The sequence below is a fragment of the Dyella sp. 2YAF14 genome (genome assembly GCF_052114725.1).
Lineage (GTDB): Bacteria > Pseudomonadota > Gammaproteobacteria > Xanthomonadales > Rhodanobacteraceae > Dyella.
Map to the genome: position 1 here is coordinate 58,752 of NZ_JBFRFH010000013.1, position 17,468 is coordinate 76,219.

At 64.9% G+C, this 17,468-nt stretch carries 14 protein-coding genes; 7 read left to right on the forward strand and 7 right to left on the reverse strand.

Annotated features, from left to right (window positions below; translation table 11 throughout):
- The first annotated feature begins 305 nt into the window (after positions 1-305).
- The 3 genes from pdsR to AB4Y82_RS16855 are packed head-to-tail and all read left to right on the forward strand — an operon-like array spanning position 306 to position 3,620.
- Positions 306-995 carry a proteobacterial dedicated sortase system response regulator gene (gene pdsR / locus AB4Y82_RS16845; RefSeq protein ID WP_046972653.1) on the forward strand — a complete coding sequence of 230 codons (690 nt, stop codon included), beginning with the start codon at positions 306-308 and terminating at the stop codon, positions 993-995.
- The gene (locus tag AB4Y82_RS16850; protein ID WP_441605409.1) at positions 995-1,582 is read left to right on the forward strand and encodes a hypothetical protein; all 588 of its coding nucleotides are present in this window, start codon (positions 995-997) and stop codon (positions 1,580-1,582) included. Before pdsR ends, AB4Y82_RS16850 begins: the two co-directional genes overlap by 1 nt.
- Positions 1,583-1,607: 25 nt before the next feature.
- Positions 1,608-3,620, forward strand: coding sequence for an ATP-binding protein (locus AB4Y82_RS16855; RefSeq protein ID WP_441605410.1), 2,013 nt, complete (start codon positions 1,608-1,610; stop codon positions 3,618-3,620).
- Between the two features lie 128 nt (positions 3,621-3,748).
- Here AB4Y82_RS16855 and AB4Y82_RS16860 read toward each other — a convergent pair whose 3' ends face one another.
- Entirely contained in the window at positions 3,749-4,954 is a 1,206-nt protein-coding gene (locus tag AB4Y82_RS16860) for a hypothetical protein (RefSeq protein WP_441611503.1), read from the reverse strand.
- Between the two features lie 182 nt (positions 4,955-5,136).
- Between AB4Y82_RS16860 and trpE the strand changes: the two genes are divergently transcribed.
- From trpE to AB4Y82_RS16880, 4 genes are all read left to right on the forward strand, one after another.
- Entirely contained in the window at positions 5,137-6,612 is a 1,476-nt protein-coding gene (trpE, locus tag AB4Y82_RS16865) for an anthranilate synthase component I (RefSeq protein WP_441605412.1), read from the forward strand.
- A gap of 2 nt (positions 6,613-6,614) precedes the next feature.
- On the forward strand, positions 6,615-7,322 hold the full coding sequence (locus tag AB4Y82_RS16870) for a hypothetical protein (RefSeq protein ID WP_441605413.1): 708 nt from the start codon (positions 6,615-6,617) through the stop codon (positions 7,320-7,322).
- A 213-nt stretch (positions 7,323-7,535) separates the two neighbouring features.
- The gene (locus AB4Y82_RS16875; RefSeq protein ID WP_441605414.1) at positions 7,536-8,219 is read left to right on the forward strand and encodes a hypothetical protein; all 684 of its coding nucleotides are present in this window, start codon (positions 7,536-7,538) and stop codon (positions 8,217-8,219) included.
- A gap of 142 nt (positions 8,220-8,361) precedes the next feature.
- Entirely contained in the window at positions 8,362-8,595 is a 234-nt protein-coding gene (locus AB4Y82_RS16880) for a hypothetical protein (protein ID WP_441605415.1), read from the forward strand.
- Between the two features lies 1 nt (position 8,596).
- Here the strand turns inward: AB4Y82_RS16880 and AB4Y82_RS16885 are convergent, their stop codons facing one another.
- The 6 genes from AB4Y82_RS16885 to AB4Y82_RS16910 all read right to left on the reverse strand — a co-directional run bounded on the left by AB4Y82_RS16885 (position 8,597) and on the right by AB4Y82_RS16910 (position 17,468).
- Positions 8,597-9,619, reverse strand: a complete 1,023-nt coding sequence (locus AB4Y82_RS16885; RefSeq protein ID WP_441605428.1) for a serine hydrolase domain-containing protein — start codon at positions 9,617-9,619, stop codon at positions 8,597-8,599.
- 47 nt (positions 9,620-9,666) lie between these two features.
- The gene (locus AB4Y82_RS16890) at positions 9,667-10,365 is read right to left on the reverse strand and encodes a M15 family metallopeptidase (protein ID WP_441605429.1); all 699 of its coding nucleotides are present in this window, start codon (positions 10,363-10,365) and stop codon (positions 9,667-9,669) included.
- Positions 10,366-10,378: 13 nt separating this feature from the next.
- On the reverse strand, positions 10,379-11,932 hold the full coding sequence (locus AB4Y82_RS16895; protein ID WP_441605416.1) for a serine hydrolase: 1,554 nt from the start codon (positions 11,930-11,932) through the stop codon (positions 10,379-10,381).
- Positions 11,922-13,139 (reverse strand): dipeptidase, encoded by a 1,218-nt coding sequence (locus tag AB4Y82_RS16900; protein WP_441611505.1) that lies wholly within the window; start codon positions 13,137-13,139, stop codon positions 11,922-11,924. Before AB4Y82_RS16900 ends, AB4Y82_RS16895 begins: the two co-directional genes overlap by 11 nt.
- Entirely contained in the window at positions 13,136-14,401 is a 1,266-nt protein-coding gene (gene lysA / locus AB4Y82_RS16905) for a diaminopimelate decarboxylase (protein ID WP_441611507.1), read from the reverse strand. The genes AB4Y82_RS16900 and lysA overlap by 4 nt, the downstream gene beginning before the upstream one ends.
- 64 nt (positions 14,402-14,465) lie before the next feature.
- Positions 14,466-17,468: a TonB-dependent receptor gene (locus AB4Y82_RS16910; protein WP_441611508.1), complete on the reverse strand. Its 3,003-nt coding sequence runs from the start codon at positions 17,466-17,468 to the stop codon at positions 14,466-14,468.

Consider the following 17,468-nt stretch of genomic DNA (forward strand, 5'->3'; position numbering starts at 1 on the left):
AACCCCGCAATTCGGCGTTGGGATCGACATGGGCTTGATCGGTGGGACGCATCACTGGACTCCTGCAAGGACGAGCCCATTGGGCGGCCGGCAAGGGCATAGGGCGGGACCCGGATATGGCAAAACGCGGGCAAGATCGGCCCGGCCTCGGGCGGCCACGCCCGATCGTGACGCCGGTCCCACCTTCTGTGGCGGCCAGCCGGCCCAACATGGCGAAACGCGGGCATTGCGTGGCGATGGCTTGCGCGGCCTGGGCCCAGGCTTCACGCTGCGCGGCGTTGCCAGGGAATCCTCAGGAGTGAAGCATGGGCCGCAGTATCGCCATCGTCGAAGACGAGCCGCTGATCCGCGCGAATTACGTCGAAGCGCTCAACCGCTTCGGCTATGAGACGCGTGGCTACGGCTCGCGGCAGGAAGCCTCCAGCGCGTTCGCGATGCGCCTGCCCGAGCTGGTCATCATCGACATCGGCCTAGGCGACGAGCCCGAAGGCGGCTTTGACCTGTGCCGCGAGCTGCGCGCCAAGTCGGCCACGCTGCCGATCATCTTCCTCACCGCGCGCGATTCGGATTTCGACGTGATCTCCGGCCTGCGCCTGGGCGCGGACGACTATCTGAGCAAGGACACCAGCCTGCACCAGCTGGCGGCGCGCATCGCGGCGCTGTTCCGCCGCATCGAATCGCTCAAGGTGCCGGCCAGCAGCGAGACGGTGATCGAGCACGGCCCGCTCAAGCTCGAGTCCGAGCGCATGCGCATCACCTGGAACCACGAAGAGATCCCGCTCACGGTCACCGAGTTCTGGATGGTGCACACGCTGGTGCGTTTCCCCGGCCACGTGAAGAATCGCGACCAGCTGATGCGTGAGGCCGAGTTGGTGGTGGACGACGCCACCATCACCTCGCACATCAAGCGCATCCGCAAGAAGTTCATCGCCGTGGCGCCGGAGTTCGACGCCATCGAGACGGTGCATGGCGTGGGTTATCGATGGAAGCCGTGATGAAGCGCTGGTGTTGGGGGCTGCTGTGGTTGCTGCTGGTATCCATTGCGCAGGCCGCGCCTGCAGACAAGGTGGCGAGCGTATCGGGCGCAGCGGATGGGGACGTTCCCGGCTGGACGATTCGGGCGTCCACGCCTGACGGCTGGACGCAGGACTGCTGCCTGTACGCCAAGGCGATCGGCGTGAACCTGGTGATGTACAAGGGCGAATGGACCGGCGAGCCCGAGCGCGTGATCGTGCTCAACGTCTGGAACGCCAAGCTCTCCTCGCTCGAGGCCGAATTGCAGGACGACAGGCATCGCTATCTGGAACGCGATCCGGCCGGCAAGGCGAGCGTGTTCGCCGTCGACAACAAGACGGTGAACTGCCGCGGCGTGCTGTTCGAAGGCAGCGACCACAAGGACGATGCGGTGGTGTTCTGCGATCCCGGTCTGGCCAGCGGCATCCGCTTCAGCTGGTCGCTGACGCTGGCGCATGACGATGCACAGAAGGCGGACCTGCTCGCCTTGTTCCGTCACGTGGCCGGGCTGTCGCAATACACCAGGCAAGCGTCGGCCGGGCAGGGTGCTGCCAAGACGCAGCATTGAGCGGCGTTTTCAGTATCGTCGCGCCATGAACCTTCGCCACAAACTGCTGCTGGTCGCCCTCTGCACGCTGGCCCTGCCGGTGGCCGGCTGGTTGTACGTGCGCCAGATGGAAACCCTGTTGCGCGAGGGGCAGGCGCAGGCGCTTACCGCTTCGGCGCGCGCCATGGCGCGCAGCCTGGTCGTCACCGATGCGCCGCTGCCGCCGGCAGGTCCCGTGTGGTACGTGCAGGAGGCGAGCAATCCCATCACCATCGACGGCTACGGCGACGACTGGGCGCCGCTCACGCCGTGGAGCCAGCCGCTGGACAAGCGCGGCAAGCTGCTGCTGGCCGAAGATGCCGACTGGCTCTATCTGTATGCCGATGTGCGCGGTGCGCAGCGCACGCGTGCCGATGCGGACGATCCCACCGCCTTGCGCGCCGATCATCTGGTGCTGAGCCTGGGCAAGGGCGAGCAATCGCGTCGCTACCTGCTCGCCAGCGCGGCGCCGGGACAGCTGACCGCGCGCCCGCTGGATCCGCCGGTCGATGGCCTGCCCACGCGCATCACCGCGCAATGGCAGGAAGACGGCGGCGGTTATCGGGTGGAATTGCGCGTGCCGCGCAGTCCCGGGCTGGATGCCCTGGGGCTGGCCGTGTTCGATCCGGCCACCGGCGGCGATCCCGCGGCCGTGCAGAGCCGACCGCTGGTGACTTACTCCAGCGCGCTATCGAAGGAATTGGGCCTGCTGGCGCTCGATGGCGTGCAAGCGCGCGTGCTCGCGCCCCAGGGCTGGCTGCTCGCGCAGACCGGCCGCCTCGCCACCCCTGCATCGGCGCCGGGCGATCAGCCGGGCTGGTTTGCCTCGCTGGTGTATCGCTCCCTGCTCGCCAATCAGGTGGACGACGCGGAGTTGTGGACGCAGGACGTGCCGCGGCTGGATGTGAGCGAGGTGCACGAAGCAAGCCTGGGCAAGCCGGCCACGCTGTGGCGACAAGGCGAAGCCCGCGGCAGTGTGGTGCTCGCGGCCGCCGTGCCGATCGAACGCGATGGTCAGGTGCGCGGCGTGCTGCTGCTGGAGCAGGCCAGCCGCGCGGTGCCCTTGCTCGCCAACCGCGCACTGCTTGGCCTGTTGCTGACCAGCTTTGGCGTGCTGCTGGTGGCGGGCGCGATCCTGCTGATCTTCGCCACGCGCCTGAGCATTCGCCTTGGCCGTCTGCGCGACGCCGCCGAGCGTGCGCAGTTGAACGATGGACGTCTGGACGGCCCATTCCCGATGACCTCCTCGGAAGACGAGATCGGCGATCTGGCGCGCAGCTTCGAGCGCTTGTTCGAGGTGGTGGGTGGCTACACCGACTACCTGCGCACGCTCGCTTCCAAACTTTCCCACGAATTGAATACACCGCTGGCGATCGTGAAGTCCTCGCTGGACAACCTCGAGCACGCCTTGCAAGCCGAACACGCGATGCCGCCTGATGCCGCGCCCTACCTTCAGCGCGCGCGCGATGGCGTGGCACGCCTGGGCATGCTGGTGCGCGCGATGAGCGAAGCCAGCCGGATGGAGCGCTCCATTGCCGCGGCCGAACCGGAAGACGTGGACCTGGTCGAAGTCGTGCGCGGCTGCAGCGAGGCCTACCGTCCCCTTGCAGGCACGCGCAGGATGCAGGCGGTGTTGCCGCACGACGCTCTGTTCATGCATTGCGCACCTGAATTGATCGCGCAGGCCTTGGACAAATTGTTCGACAACGCGCTGTCATTCACGCCGGAAGATGGTTGGCTGCGCCTCACCCTGCGCGCCACCCACGATGGCGCCGAGATCGAGCTCGCCAATCAAGGGCCGCCGCTGCCGGCAGCGATGCAGGGCCGCCTGTTCGATTCGCTGGTGAGTCTGCGCGACAAGGCGACGCCCGGCGATGCGCCGCACCTGGGGCTGGGCCTTTATGTGGTGCGCCTGGTCGCCGAGCGCCACGGTGGCGTGGCGGTGGCGCGCAACCTGGAGGACGGCAGCGGCGTGGCGTTTACGCTGCAGCTGCATGGAATGCCGCGGCAAAGGCTCTGAAGCGAAGCAAACGACCCCTGTGGGAGCGCACCCTGTGCGCGACGCTCTGTCGGTGGCCGTCGCGCACAGGGTGCGCTCCCACAGAGGGTGAGGGATCCGCCAGGTCATCGAGATCGAACAACCTCGCGCTATTTCATCTCCCCCAACGTCCACCCACCACCACCCGGCATTACCGCGATCTGCCGCACCGTCGTGGCCGCGCAGCTGGCCGGCTTGTCGGTGCACTGGGCGAGCGTCACGCGCAGGTGCTGGTCATCCACCAAGTCGAAATCGGTCAGCTTGGTATTGGCCAGGCGCGTGGCCGTGTCCAGCGCCGTGCCGATGAAGACGCCGTTGTGGAAGACATAGAGCTGCAATGCGTTGGGTTGGCATTGATCGTCCACCGAGACGGCCGCTTCTGCCACATAGGTGTCGCCCTTGCGCTGGGCGCGACCGGTGAGCAGGCGCTGGCCGGTGAGCAGGAAGCGGTCTTCGTCGTTCTTGGGCGCGGCGGTCTTGGCCATGCATTGATTGCTGGCCACGGTGGCCGGTGCGCTTTTCGACAAAGGCTCCAGCGGTCGCGGCACATAAGGCTGCGACGCCAGGGTGGCCGCTGGCTTGTGCATCCATAGCGCGAGCGCGCCGACGCTGACCAGCACGGCCACGACCGCCACTGCGCGGCCGCGCAGCAGGGGGCGCTGAAACAAATAGACCAGAGTGCACAGCGCCAGCAACAACGCGACCGGCGAAAGCGGATGCCACAGCAGTGCCAGCAAAGCGAACAGGGCGGCAAAGACCGCTGCGGTGGAAAAAGGCTTGCGGACCGGCGCCGGCGTCGCAGCGGTGGGCAGGGGCGGCGGTTCCTGAGCGGTATAGCTGTGCTCGGCATCCAGCAGCAGTGGCTCGCTCAACGGTTCGGTCGACGGCGGCACATCGGATTGGATCGCAGCTTCCTGCGCAGGCAGCGGAGGCGGCTCCGCGCTGGTCGATGCGGGCGTCCAGGCGAACCAGCTCTGTCCGCCGTCATGGCACCACTGGTCGCCTTCTTGCGCATAGCGGGCCAGCGCACCCTCGGGCAGCGGGCCACGTACCTGCTGGTCACGGCGCAGCCAGATCAGCCGTTCGCCGTCGGGCCATACGTCCGCTTCCACGCCCATGCCGCGCAGTTGCGCCGCTTGTGCCTCGGCAGCATCGGGCTCAAGGCCGCGGCGAATGATCAAGGGCGCCCGCGAGAAAACGCGTTCGCGGAAGCCCGCCATCTCCATCCCAAAGGCGGCAGCCATGCGTTCGTGCACGGCGGTAGGGTCCTGCCCATCGAGCAGGCGACCGGAAAGTACCAGGCAACGTTGGTCCATACCCATCGATTTCCCCTGCGGATGCAGCCATGTGCACCGATACCGCAAGGTTAGGCGTGCTGGCGCGGCTGAACAAGCGGCACGTGGGCCCAAGTGCACGGGGAGATCGTGAAGGGATGCTTCGGTTCCCCGCCTCGCTACCCCTACAATGGCCGTTCAAGCTTGGCCATCCGGATCCCCACGTGATATCCCGAGACGATTTCGACGCGCTGGCAGCGCAGGGTCATACCCGTATCCCGCTGGTGCGCGAGGTGTTTTCCGACCTCGACACGCCACTGTCCGTGTACCTGAAGCTGGCCGATGGCCCGTATACCTTCCTGTTCGAATCGGTCGAGGGCGGCGCCACCTGGGGGCGCTATTCCATCATCGGCCTGCCTGCCAGGCGCGTGTACCGCTTTCGCGGCCACGAGCTGGAAGTGGAGGACGCCGGCGAAGTGACCGAGCGTCGCCATGTGGCCGATCCGCTGGGCGAGATCGAAACCCTGCGCAAGCAATACGACGTGCCGCGCCTGCCGCAACTGCCCGCCTTCACCGGCGGCCTGGTGGGCTACTTCGGTTTCGAGACGATCGGCTATATCGAGCCTCGCCTCGCTCAATGGGATCGCCCGGACGAACTGGGCACGCCCGACGTGCTGCTGATGCTGGCCGAAGAAGTCGCCGTGTTCGACAACCTCAAGGGCCGCCTGTACCTGATCGTGCATGCCGACCCCTCGCAGCCGCATGCGTATGCGGCGGCACAGCGCCGGCTCGATGCGCTGGTCTATCGCCTGCGCCAGAGCGGCGTGTCCTACCCCCAGCTCAACCAGAGCACCGCGCTGGACGAGGGCGACTTCAAATCCTCCTTCACCAAGGAGGAGTTCGAAGCGATGGTGGAGCGCGCGAAGGAGTACATCCGCGCCGGTGATATTTTCCAGGTGGTGCCGTCGCAGCGACTGAGCGTGGGATTCAATGCGCGACCGGTCGATGTGTATCGCGCACTGCGTGCGCTCAATCCTTCGCCGTACATGTACTTCGTCGATCTGGGCAACACGCAGATCGTCGGTTCCTCGCCGGAGATCCTCGCTCGCCTGAAGGATGGCAAGGTGGTCGTGCGTCCGCTCGCGGGTACGCGCAAGCGCGGCGCCACCGAGGAAGAAGACCAGGCACTGGAAGCCGAACTGTTGGCTGATCCGAAAGAACGCGCCGAGCACGTGATGCTGATCGACCTGGGCCGCAACGACATCGGCCGCATCAGCGAAACCGGCAGCGTGGAAGTGAGCGAATCGTTCGTGGTCGAGCGCTACTCGCACGTGATGCATATCGTGTCGCAGGTGCAGGGCAGCGTGCGTCCCGATGTCGGCTATATGGATGTGCTCAAGGCGACCTTCCCGGCCGGCACGCTCAGTGGCGCGCCCAAGATCCGCGCGCTGGAAATCATCCAGGAGCTGGAGCCGTATAAGCGCAATATCTATGCCGGTGCGATCGGCTGGATCGGCTGGTGGGGCGATGCGGATACCGCCATCGCGATCCGCACGGCCGTGATCCAGGATGGACGTCTACACGTCCAGGCTGGCGCGGGCATCGTGTACGACTCCGATCCGGCATCGGAGTGGGAAGAAACCATGAGCAAGGGCCGCGCGCTGTTTCGCGCCGTGGCCCAGGCAGCCAAGGGTCTCTGAGCATGCGCCGTCTACGACGCGGAGCGGCCTGGTCGTGTGCGCTGGGACTGGGCAGCAGCCTGCTGGTGGCGCCGCTGCATGCGCGCGAGGTCGGCACGCCGCCGGTCTGGCGCGACGATGCCACCTCGCGGCTCGAGGCGCTGGCGCTGCTGCAGTCGTTCAATGCCGAGTTGCTCAGCCATCCCAGCGCCACGCTCACGCTGGAGCGCTGGTGCGCCGCGCATCAGCTCGCGCCGGTGGCCAAGATCGTTGCCGAACGCGTGCAGGGCGAAGACAAGCCGCTGCCGCCCGATGCGCGCGACCAGCTGCAGATCGGCGCGGACGAACCCGTGCGCTATCGCCGCGTGCAACTGGCCTGCGGCGAGCATGTGCTGTCCGAAGCAGACAACTGGTACGTGCCCTCGCGCCTCACCGATGCGATGAATCACGAGCTCGACAGCACCGACACGCCGTTCGGCAAGGTGGTGCAAGCCTTGCACTTCCGCCGGCAGACCTTGTCCGCGCAATTGCTGTGGTCGCCGCTGCCCGAAGGCTGGGAAAGCAAGCCCACGCTGCCGCCTGCGAACAACACCTCACTGGTGATGCCGCCGCATGTGCTCGAACACCGTGCGCTGTTGTTCGATCAGGCCAATCGCCCCTTCAGCCTGGTGGTCGAAACCTATACATCGCAAGTTATTGCCTTCGCTGCGCCGACGCTGCCTCGGCCATAAGTTAGATATCGAACCCCTCGTTTTTTATTCGCGTCTTCGATAAAAATGCGCGACGCAGTCACGGGGGCTGACTGTCTTGCGTCGAACTGTCGTCTGACAGTGCGTTCGTGCAATACGAACGCGATGCGCATCACCGCCACCTGTTTCAACCAGCGCTACGGACGTCCAAGGGGGGATGTCTGGGAATGCGCGGGACCAAGTCAGGGGAATGACATGAAGCATTTAGGGAAGAAGGCCGTCGTGATGGCGTGCGCCTTGAGCGTATCGGCGTGCGCGTCGATCGTGGGTGGCCGCTATCAGAAGGTGGAAGTGGATGCGCGTGCGGCAAACCAGAGCATCCATGCCGATTGCACGCTGAGCAATGGCACCGGCCAGGTGCGCGTGACGACGCCGGGTACGGCGGTGGTCCATCGCTCGTCGCACGATCTCAGCGTGACCTGCCAGCAGGACGGCAAGCAGATCGCGCAGCAGTCCTACGACGCCAGCATCCGCGGCATGGTGTGGGGCAACCTGATCATTGGTGGCATCGTCGGCCTGGCCATCGATTTCTCGGACGGCGCCTCGCATCACTATCCGGACAAGCTCACCATCGTGCTGCCCTCGGCGTATGCGCTGGCCTCGACCTATCCGAGCGTCAACGCGACGCCGGGCGCGACGTATGCCACGCCCACGGCCGATGGACTGGCCAGCCTCGACGGTCGCGTGAGCAAGAGCATGTTCAACGCCGCGCAGAACGTGGCGGCCTCTCGTCAATGCGATCGCGCCATCCATGTGGTGATGGTCGACGGGAGCAAGGCAATGTTCCGATCGCAGTGTCCGGCGTCCAGCGACGTGCAGATCGAGTGCGCGGGCGATGCCTGCGTGCCCCTGCAGCAGGCTGGCATCGCCGCCAACTGACCGGCGATTGCCTGAGGGAGCCGGATTCTCTCCGGCTCCCCGGCATTTTCGGATTATTCCGATGTTTTGCCGGATGCGTGCTGGCTAACGTGTAGAAATCCCGACCCACAGTGCAGGCGCGAGCCTGGCGCGGAGTTTCTTCATGGACGCCCCCATCATCGAATATCTGGTCGCACGCCAACAGGGCGAGGGCTGGCGTGTGTTGCGCGACGGCTCGCCCGTCGGTCGGCGTTGCGTGCTGGTCAATGCGCTGGAATTGGCCACGCTGCTGGCCGAACGCGAAGCCACGCGCGGCGGTGGCGCCACCCGCGTCCTTATGGCGAGTCAGGACACCCACCGTTTGCCGGGTTACCACCCGTGGCGCAGCGTCACCTGATTCAAGGCTTCAGGTACAGCTGCCCGATGGCGAGCGCCGTGCGATAGGGTTCCGGATCGTTGCGGTTGCTGAGCAGGATCACCGTCACGTGCTGCTTCGGCCAGCGAATGATGACGTTGCGAAAGCCGATGCTCTCGCCCGAATGCCAGAGCACGTCGCCGTGGATGCGCCAGCCGTAGCCGTAACTGTCCACATCGGGCTCGTCGTTGATTTTGTTCTGGGGACTGAAGGCAAGACGACGCGATGCATCGGACAGCAGGCGATGGTCGTAGAGCGCGGCATCCCAGCGCGCGAGATCGTCGATGGAGGAGTAGATGCCGCCATCGCCGCGTGTCGCGCTGGTGGGGCTCTGGTCGGTTTGCACCCAGTGCCCGTTCTCTTCGCTGTAACCGTAGGCGCGATGCGTCACCTGAGGGCCGCCGCGCACGTAAAGCAACGTGTGCGTCATACCCAGCGGCCGGAAGATATTCTGCGCGAGGAAATCGGGCAAGGACTTTCCCGATGCGCGTTCAACGATCAAGCCCAGCAGCACGTAGCCGCCATTGCTGTAGCGATACGCCGTGCCCGGCGGAAAATAACTGCGTGGCTCCGCGGCAAGCATGCGCAGCACGTCGGCATCGCTGATCTGCGCGGTGGCATCGGCGGGCATCAGATCTTCGTAATCGATCAGGCCGCCGGCGTGACTGAGCAATTGCCGGATGGTGATCTGCTCATGCGCGGCTGGAAGCTCCGGTAGCCAGTGACGAACATGATCGTCCAGGCTGAGTTTTCCGCGTTCGGCCAGCAGCAGGATTGCCGCCGCCGTGAACTGCTTGCTGACCGAGGCGAGTCGATAATTGGTAGCTGGCGTGGCGGCCTCGTGTGTCTCGAGGTTGGCCAGGCCGTAGCCGCGGTTGACCAAGGGTTTGCCGTCCTTGATCACCAGCAGGGATGCACCCGGTCCGTTGCCCTGGTAGCGGGACATCAAGTCGTCGACCTCGCTCGCGTGCACCACGCCGGAGCAGAGCAGAACGGCGACACACATGAAAACCCACTGGCGCATCAGGGCTGGCCTCGTCATTGGCGGGACGGTCATTGCACCGGCACGTCGTAGACGGTGTCGGGCGAGGGCTCGGGGCTCAGCGTGTAGTGCCACCACTCCATCGCATAATTGCGGAAACCTTCTCGTTCCATCGCGCGCTTCAGGATCTCGCGGTTGGCGTGCTGCGCGGCATTGGCTTCCGGTGAATCGGTGTTGGCCAGCGTGCCGAAGTAGTCGAAATCGGTACCCATATCGAGCGGCGCGCAGTGACTGTCGGTGACATCGCATTGCATCAGCGTGAGATCCACCGTGGCGCCGCGGCTATGGCCGGAGACCGGTGCAATGTAGTCACCCAGCAGCGCGCTCTTGTCCAGTTTCGGATAGTGCGTGGCCTTGGTCCGCTGGTCGTTGAGTTCGCCGGCCCAGCGCACGAAATGCTGCACGGCTCGCGCGGGGCGATAGCAGTCAAACAGCTTGAGTCGCTGGTGCTGCGCATGCAGGTCGTGCTCCACGCGTGCCAGCGCTTCGGCGGCGGGCTTGAGCAGCAGGCACTTGGGCGCGAGGTAACCATCCACGGGTTTGCCGACGAAATTGTCGCTGCCGGCGTACTTGATGTCCTCGGCGATATCGGGCGCGAGTCGACGGATATCGACCAGGCCCGCTTGTGCCGCCGTGGTTGCCGGCGACAGCCTGGGTGCACCGTCGGCATGCGCGAGTGCGACGAGCGCAAGCAGCGCGACTCCGGGCATAAAGCGTGGGCGCTTAGTCACAACCGTGCTCCCGATGAAAGGCGAGATCTTCGAAGTCGTAGCTGAAGTCCGCAGAGGGATCGACCTTGCTCATGTGCAGGCTGCCGTGGTTGTCGGCGGGGAAACTTAGCCATGCGTCGGCGTCCCCGTGATCCCAGTGCACCAGGTAACGCTGGCCGGCGCGCATCACCGTGCCCGTCAGTCGCGGCGACTTGACTGCGGCGAAACGCAGTGCCTTGCCTTGCGGGCACAAGGTGATCGCGCCGAACCATGGGTCACGCCACTGACCCCACCGGCTGCGCAGTTCATCCGCTCTGGCTGGTTGTGAGGTGGGCGGCGTAGCCCCTTTGCGGGAGGCAGCCGCTGCGCGATCGAGTTGGTCGGCGTACCAGCTGACATCGTGCGCATTGGCGGGCGACGTGAACTGTTTGGTCAACGCCTCGACCAACACCGTGCGTGCATCCTCCGCCTCGCTGTTCATCAGCACGACAAAACCGGCCTGGCGATCGGGCAGCAAGGTCATGGCCGAATACATACCGGACAGCGTGCCGGTATGCGACACCGTGTGCACGCCATCGACGTCGGCAATGCGCCAGCCATAACCATAGGCATACAGACGCGTGCCATCCCAGGCGCGACGCCGGGCCGAGATCGGCATCGGTGTGTAGGGCGTCCACAGGATCTGGCGCTGTTCGGGCGTCAGCCATTGCAGCTGCTGCGGTGTCGGTGCGACCCAGTTGCGCGCCCACACCAGCATGTCTGCAAGGCTGCAGCGCACGCCACCGGCAGCGGCCGAGGTGATGTCGGGAATCTCCACGTCGTCGGCGTTGATCACGATGTTGCGATCATGCCCGCGCATGTGCGGCTGGGCGACGTTGCCCACGGCGTCCCGCCCCCATGCGCCAATCTGGCAACGTGTGAGGCCGAGCGGCTGGAACACTTCGCGGCGCAGCAAGGCGTCGTAACGATCATGACCCGCGGCTGCGGCCACTTCGCCGGCGACGACGTAGAGCAGGTTGTCGTAGGCGTAGCCCGCGCGAAAACTGTAGGCCGGCTTGAGATACGCCAGCGCATGCACGATGTCCTTGCGCGTAAAGTCGTTGGGTTCCGGCCACAGCATCAGATCACCGGCACCCTCGCGCAGCCCGCTGCGATGGGTGAGCAGATCGCCCACCTGCATATGCTCGGTGACCCAGGGATCGGCCATGCGGAAATCAGGCAGGTAGCTGCGCACCGGTGCATCCCAACGCAGCTTGCCTTCTTGTACGAGTCGAGCGAGCAGGGTGGCGGTCATCGCCTTGCTGTTGGAGGCGATCTTGAACAGCGTATCGGGCGTGACCGGCTGGCCGGAGCCGGCCACGCGTTCGCCAAGCGTGCGTGTGTAAATCACCTCGCCGTGGTCGATCACGCCGACGGCCAGGCCGGCCAGGTGATAACGCGCCATCACTGCATCGACGATGGGATCGAGCTGGGCCGCGGACGGCGCGTCGGCTGCCGTGGCGACGCTGGCGGCGACGGCAAGCCCGATCGCCACCGCCCACCGCCGCAGTATTCGCTCAGCCCGCATGACCTGCCGTAGCGTGCTTGGTCACCTCGTCCCACACACGCAGCAAGTTACCGCCCCAGATCTTGGCGATGTCCGCATCGCTGAAGCCGGCGCGGCGCAGCGCCGCCGTGAGATTGCGCGTCTGCGTGGCATCCGACCAGCCGGCGAGACTGCCGCCACCGTCGAAGTCCGAGGCGATGCCGACGTGATCGATGCCAGCCACCTCAACCATATGCTTGATGTGCGCGACGTACTCATCAACTGTTGCGGGCGGGAAGGCCGCATCGATGCGCTTCATGCCGTCGATATAGGCGGGCAGGTATTCGTGCTTCTCGCTGTCGAAAGTCTTGGCACCAGCCTGCTTGGCCACTTGCGCCTGCAGCGCTTTGACGGCCATCTCGCGACCCGGATCAAGCTTGATGAACTCGCCCACCGCCACCGCCTGGATCACGCCGCCCTTGGCAGCGATGGCGCGCAGCAGATCGTCCGACAGGTTGCGCGGATGGTTGATCAGCGCGCGCGAGGACGAATGCGAGGCGATCACCGGCGCGGTGGACAAGGCGAGCACCTCGCGCACGCAGGCGTCGGAGGAGTGCGACACGTCGACCATGATGCCCAGCTCGTTCTCGCGCTTGACCACGCTGCGGCCGAAATCGGTGATGCCGTATTCCGGCAGCGGGGTGTCGCCGAGGTCCGCTTGCGGCGTGGAGCTGCTGCACAGGTCGTTGTTGCCCATATGGGCGAGGCCGACGTAACGCGCGCCGCGCTTATAGGCCAGGTCGAGGTTCCTGATGTCGTGGCCGAGCGAGTAGCCGTTCTCCACGCCTATCATCGCCGACAGCTTGCCCGCGGCCTTGTTGGCACGCACCTGCTCCGGCGTGGTGGCAAGACGGATCTGATCCGGATACGTTTTCAGCATCAGGTCGATAGCGTCGTACTTGCGCTTGGCCTGGGCCACGGCATGCGCGTAACCGGCCGGCGTCAGCGGGCCCTGGTCCACGTAGACGATGAAGAACACGGCGTCCAGGCCGCCGCGGCGCATCTTGTCCAGGTCCACCTGCATCGGCGTCGACTTGCCGAAGTCGAAGCGCGCCTCGTGCATATACCCGAAGGGAATGTCCACGTGCGTGTCGAGCGTGATCGGCGGATCCTGCTGCGCCCGGGCGGGAGCGCTGGCCAGCGTGATTGCAAGCGCGATGGCGCCGCCGAGTAAGCCGAGAGTCTTCATGCGGTTTCCCAGTGTTTGGCCGGCTGCTCGCCGGCGACCATGTCTTCAAAGCTTTGGCGTTGTCGCACGACAGCGTAGCGGCCCGCATCCACCATCACTTCGGCAGCGAGCGGGCGCGAGTTATAGGTCGAGGCCATCGAGGCGCCGTAAGCGCCGGCGGTGCCTATCATCAACAGGTCGCCGGGAACGCAGGCGGGCAGGGCGCGTGCCCTGGCAAAGGTGTCGCCGGTTTCGCATACCGGTCCCACGATGTCGTAAGAAGTCATCGAGCGTGCGTCCCCGGCTACCGGCGCGATGTCGTGCCATGCATCGTACAGGCTGGGCCGGGCCAAGTCGTTCATGGCGGCGTCCAACACCAGGAAGGTACGCTCGTCGCCCTGCTTGAGGCGGATCACGCGCGTCAGCAGCAGGCCGGCCTCGCCCACCAGATAGCGGCCGGGTTCGAACAGCAGGCGTCCTTCAAAGCCGGCCAGGGCTTCGCGTACCATCTCGATATAGGCAGCTGCATCGATCGGGTGATCGTGGCCTTCGCGATAGCAAACGCCCAGGCCACCACCCACGTCGATGCTGTTGATCGCATGCCCCTGCGCCACCAGTTCGCGCCAGAAAGCCGCCACGCGCTGCAAGGCTTGTCGAAATGGCTCCAGCTGGAGGATCTGCGATCCGATATGCACATGCAGGCCATCGAGTTGCACATGGCTGAGTTCATCGCGTTTGGCAAACCAGCGCCGAGCCTCTTCGATGCTCACGCCGAACTTGTTCTCGGCGCGGCCCGTGGAGATCTTGGCGTGGGTGAGCGCATCCACGTCGGGATTGATGCGTACGGCGGCACGAGCCTTGATGCCCAGAGCCAGCGCCACGCGCTGCAAGGCCAGCAGCTCGTCGTGTGATTCCACATTGAAACGCAGGACGCCGACCTCCAAAGCTTCGGCGATCTCCGCCTCGGTCTTGCCCACGCCGGAAAACACGATGTGCTCTGGGGGTATGCCCGCTTGCCGCGCACGCCACAGCTCGCCGGCCGAGACGATATCCGCGCCGATGCCCTGCCCATGCATCAAGGCGAGCACACCGCGGTTGGGGTTCGCCTTGACCGCGAAACAGATCAGGTGGTCGGTGCCGTGCAGGGCGGACTGCAGGGAAGCGATGCGTTCGCGGATCGCACTGGCCGAATAGACATACAGCGGCGTGCCTAAACGGTCCGCCAGCGCGTGCAGGTCGACGCCGTCGAGCTTGGCGCAGGGTGAAGCGATCGTGTCCATCATGGGCGAGCCTGTCGCAAAAAAACGGCAGCCTGCATCACGCAGGCTGCCGGTGGGGACGGACTCGTCAGAAGTCCACGGACACCGTCAACTGCGCAAAGCGAGGCGACTGGAAACGCAAGGGCTGTTCGAAGGTGGAACTGGTGCTGTTGGAAATGGTGGTCTGCAGATCCTGGTCCACCTGGATGGTGCGCTGTTCGTTGAGCAGGTTGTAGACCGCGAACTTCACGCGCAGCTGGCCGACGTCGGCCAGCTGGCGCAAGTAGGTGATGCTGGCGCCAAGGGTGTAAGTCCACGGCATGCGGCCGTATTTGCCGCGCGGCGAGGATTCGTACACGCGGTCTTCCGAACGCGCCGCATCGCAGTTGGCCACGCAGATGTAGTAGCTGTGGTACACCGTGGCGTCATACGGATTGCCGACGCCGAAACCGGTGATGGGGCCACCCGAAGCGATATTCGCGTCGCCCGCCACTTGCCAGTTCGGCGTGATGGCATAGGTGCCGCGCAGCTTGAGCTGATGACGACGGTCGTTGGGCAGGTAGCCGTCGCCGCCGAAGTTCACCCACGGATCATCGAAATTCTCGGTGCGGCCGGTGTCGTCGAAGTTGGTGTCGGAGTTCACCGGGCCCTCCGCATTGCCGCGGTTCCACGACAACACGTAGGACGCATTGAACGACCACTTGTTGTCCCAGGCGCGATCCAGCTGGAATTCCAGCGCGGTGTAGGTGCGCTTGGGATTCACCCAGCCGCGCTGGCCCAGGTAGTTGCCATCCTCGTCGTACATCGCCCAGCCTTCCTTGGACGTATCCACGGTGACCCAACCATCGGCCGTGCCGTCGCAGTTGGTGTCGCCCCACACCTTGTTCTTTTTGCCGGGATTGCCCATCACCCAGCCGATGTAGCCGTCCGGACCGCACTTGCCGGTGGCGCTGATCTCCATGTCGTCGATGGCATTGTGCAGCTTGCGGTAGGTGCCGTTCACGCCCCACGACCACTTGTCATTGAGCATCTGCTGGAAGCCGATGATCAGCTCATCCTGGTAGACCTGCTGCATATCCTTGTTCACTTCCGAACGCAGGTCATGCACGGTGCCGTCGCCCTGCGACGTGTCCACGCCGCCCAGCTGCGGTCCGAGGACGGGAATGGCGTACTGGTTGCCGTTGGCATCGGTAAGCGTCTGCCAGCCACCAAACGCGTAATACGTGCGCTGATCGAGCAAGCCACCGGCCTGCTTGATGTTGATCACGTTGGCCACCGGCAGGTAGTAGCGGCCCAGGTTGCCATAGAGTTTGGTGGTGCCGTCGCCCTTCACGTCCCACGAGAAGCCCAAGCGCGGCGCCCACATATTGTCCATCTTGATATAGCTGCGGCCAGCGGCGTCCATATTGTCGAAGCCATCGCGACGGATGCCGGCGTTGAGCAGCAGGTTGGGCGTCACCTGCCAGTTGTCTTCCAGATAGAAGGCGTTGTTGGTGGTGTCGAAATTGCCTGCGATCTCGTAGCGGCGGGCGCGCACATAGCCGTTGTAGCCCGGCGGAATCACGCCGCCGCCGTTGGGATTGGGGATGGTCGAGCCGGGCGTGGCCGCATAGACGTTGTAGTAGATCGCGCCGGGGCCCGGATAGTGACGACTGTAGACAGAGTCGTCGTCCTCGTGGTCGTAGCCGAAACGCAGCAGGTGGTCTTCCAGCTTCCATTCGAAGTCGGCGCGGCCTTCCTTGCGCTTGTCGTTTCGTTTCTCCACCGCCGTATTCGTCGTGCAACCCAACGGCACGCCAGGCTTGGGAACGGCGGTTTCAGCGGCGACGTGGTTGCAATCGAGGTCGGTGAGCGCGCGATTGAACGATTCGCGCTTGTTCTCTCCGTACAACACCTTCATCGACAGGTTGTCGGTGAGGTAGTTGGTATAGGTGAGCGACCAGTTCTTGCCGCCGGTGTCCGTGTAGATGGTATTGGTCTTGGCGCCGATGGTGTGCGTGTCGTAGTCGTAGTTGTAGACGGTGCCGACGTTTTTGCTCTTGTCCGAGAACGCCATCAGCGAGAGCAGGTTGCTGTCGTTGATGTGCCAGTCGATGGTAGTGCCCCAGAAGTCGGGACTGGAGCTGTTGCTGGTGAGGGTGGTGCCCTCGTCGTTGGTGTTGCGCGGGTTGTCGCCGCGCTGTTCCACCATGGCGAAGATAAACAGCTTGTCCTTCACGATCGGGCCGGACGCGTAGATGTTGGTCTTCATCAGCGAATCGCGGTCCTCGCTGGCCGTGAGGTAGCGATTGCCGTTGGCGTCGTAGCGATCCTCTGCCTGCGCGTGCCACGCCCCCGGTTCCATCGTCATTTCCACGCCCGCGTGGAAATCGTTGGAACCCGAGCGCGCCACTGCGTTGATCACGCCGCCGGTGGTGCGGCCGAACTCCACCGAGTAGCCGCCGGTCTTCACCTGGAATTCCTGGTAGAAGTTGAACGGTGCCTCGGAATAGCCATTGCGGTTGTAGAAGTCGGTGACGTTGAGGCCGTTGACGTAGATGGCGTTCTCCGCCACCGACGAACCGCTGAAAGACAAGCCGCCAAACGCCGATGCGCCCTTCACCACGCCTGGCGCGAGTGTCGCCACGGCGGCGATGTTCTGATCCACCGGCAGGCGACGCAGCTCTTCACGCGAGATATTGGTGGACGACTCGGTTGAGGTGACGTCCACCGCGGTGATGATCGACGTGCCGGTGACATTGACTGCCGACAGGTTGGTCGCGTTGTTGCCGCCCAGGTTCACGGTGGTGGCATTGCCCAGCGTCACGGTGACGGGCGTGGACTGCGTGATGGTCTTGCCGTCCTTGGCCACGGACAGCGTGTAATCGCCGATGGCGAGGAACGAGATGCGGTAATTGCCCTTGTCGTCGGCTGTCACCGAGCGGGTGAAACCCGTCTGCGGATTGCTGATGGTGACGAGTGCGCCGGGTTCGGTGTGACCGACCACCGTGCCGTCGTTATTGCCTGCAAATGCCGGAGGCGTGGCCATCGAAGCCAGACCCATGCCCAACGCCATGCACAGCATGGTCCTGCGGAAAGTACGACTGACCAT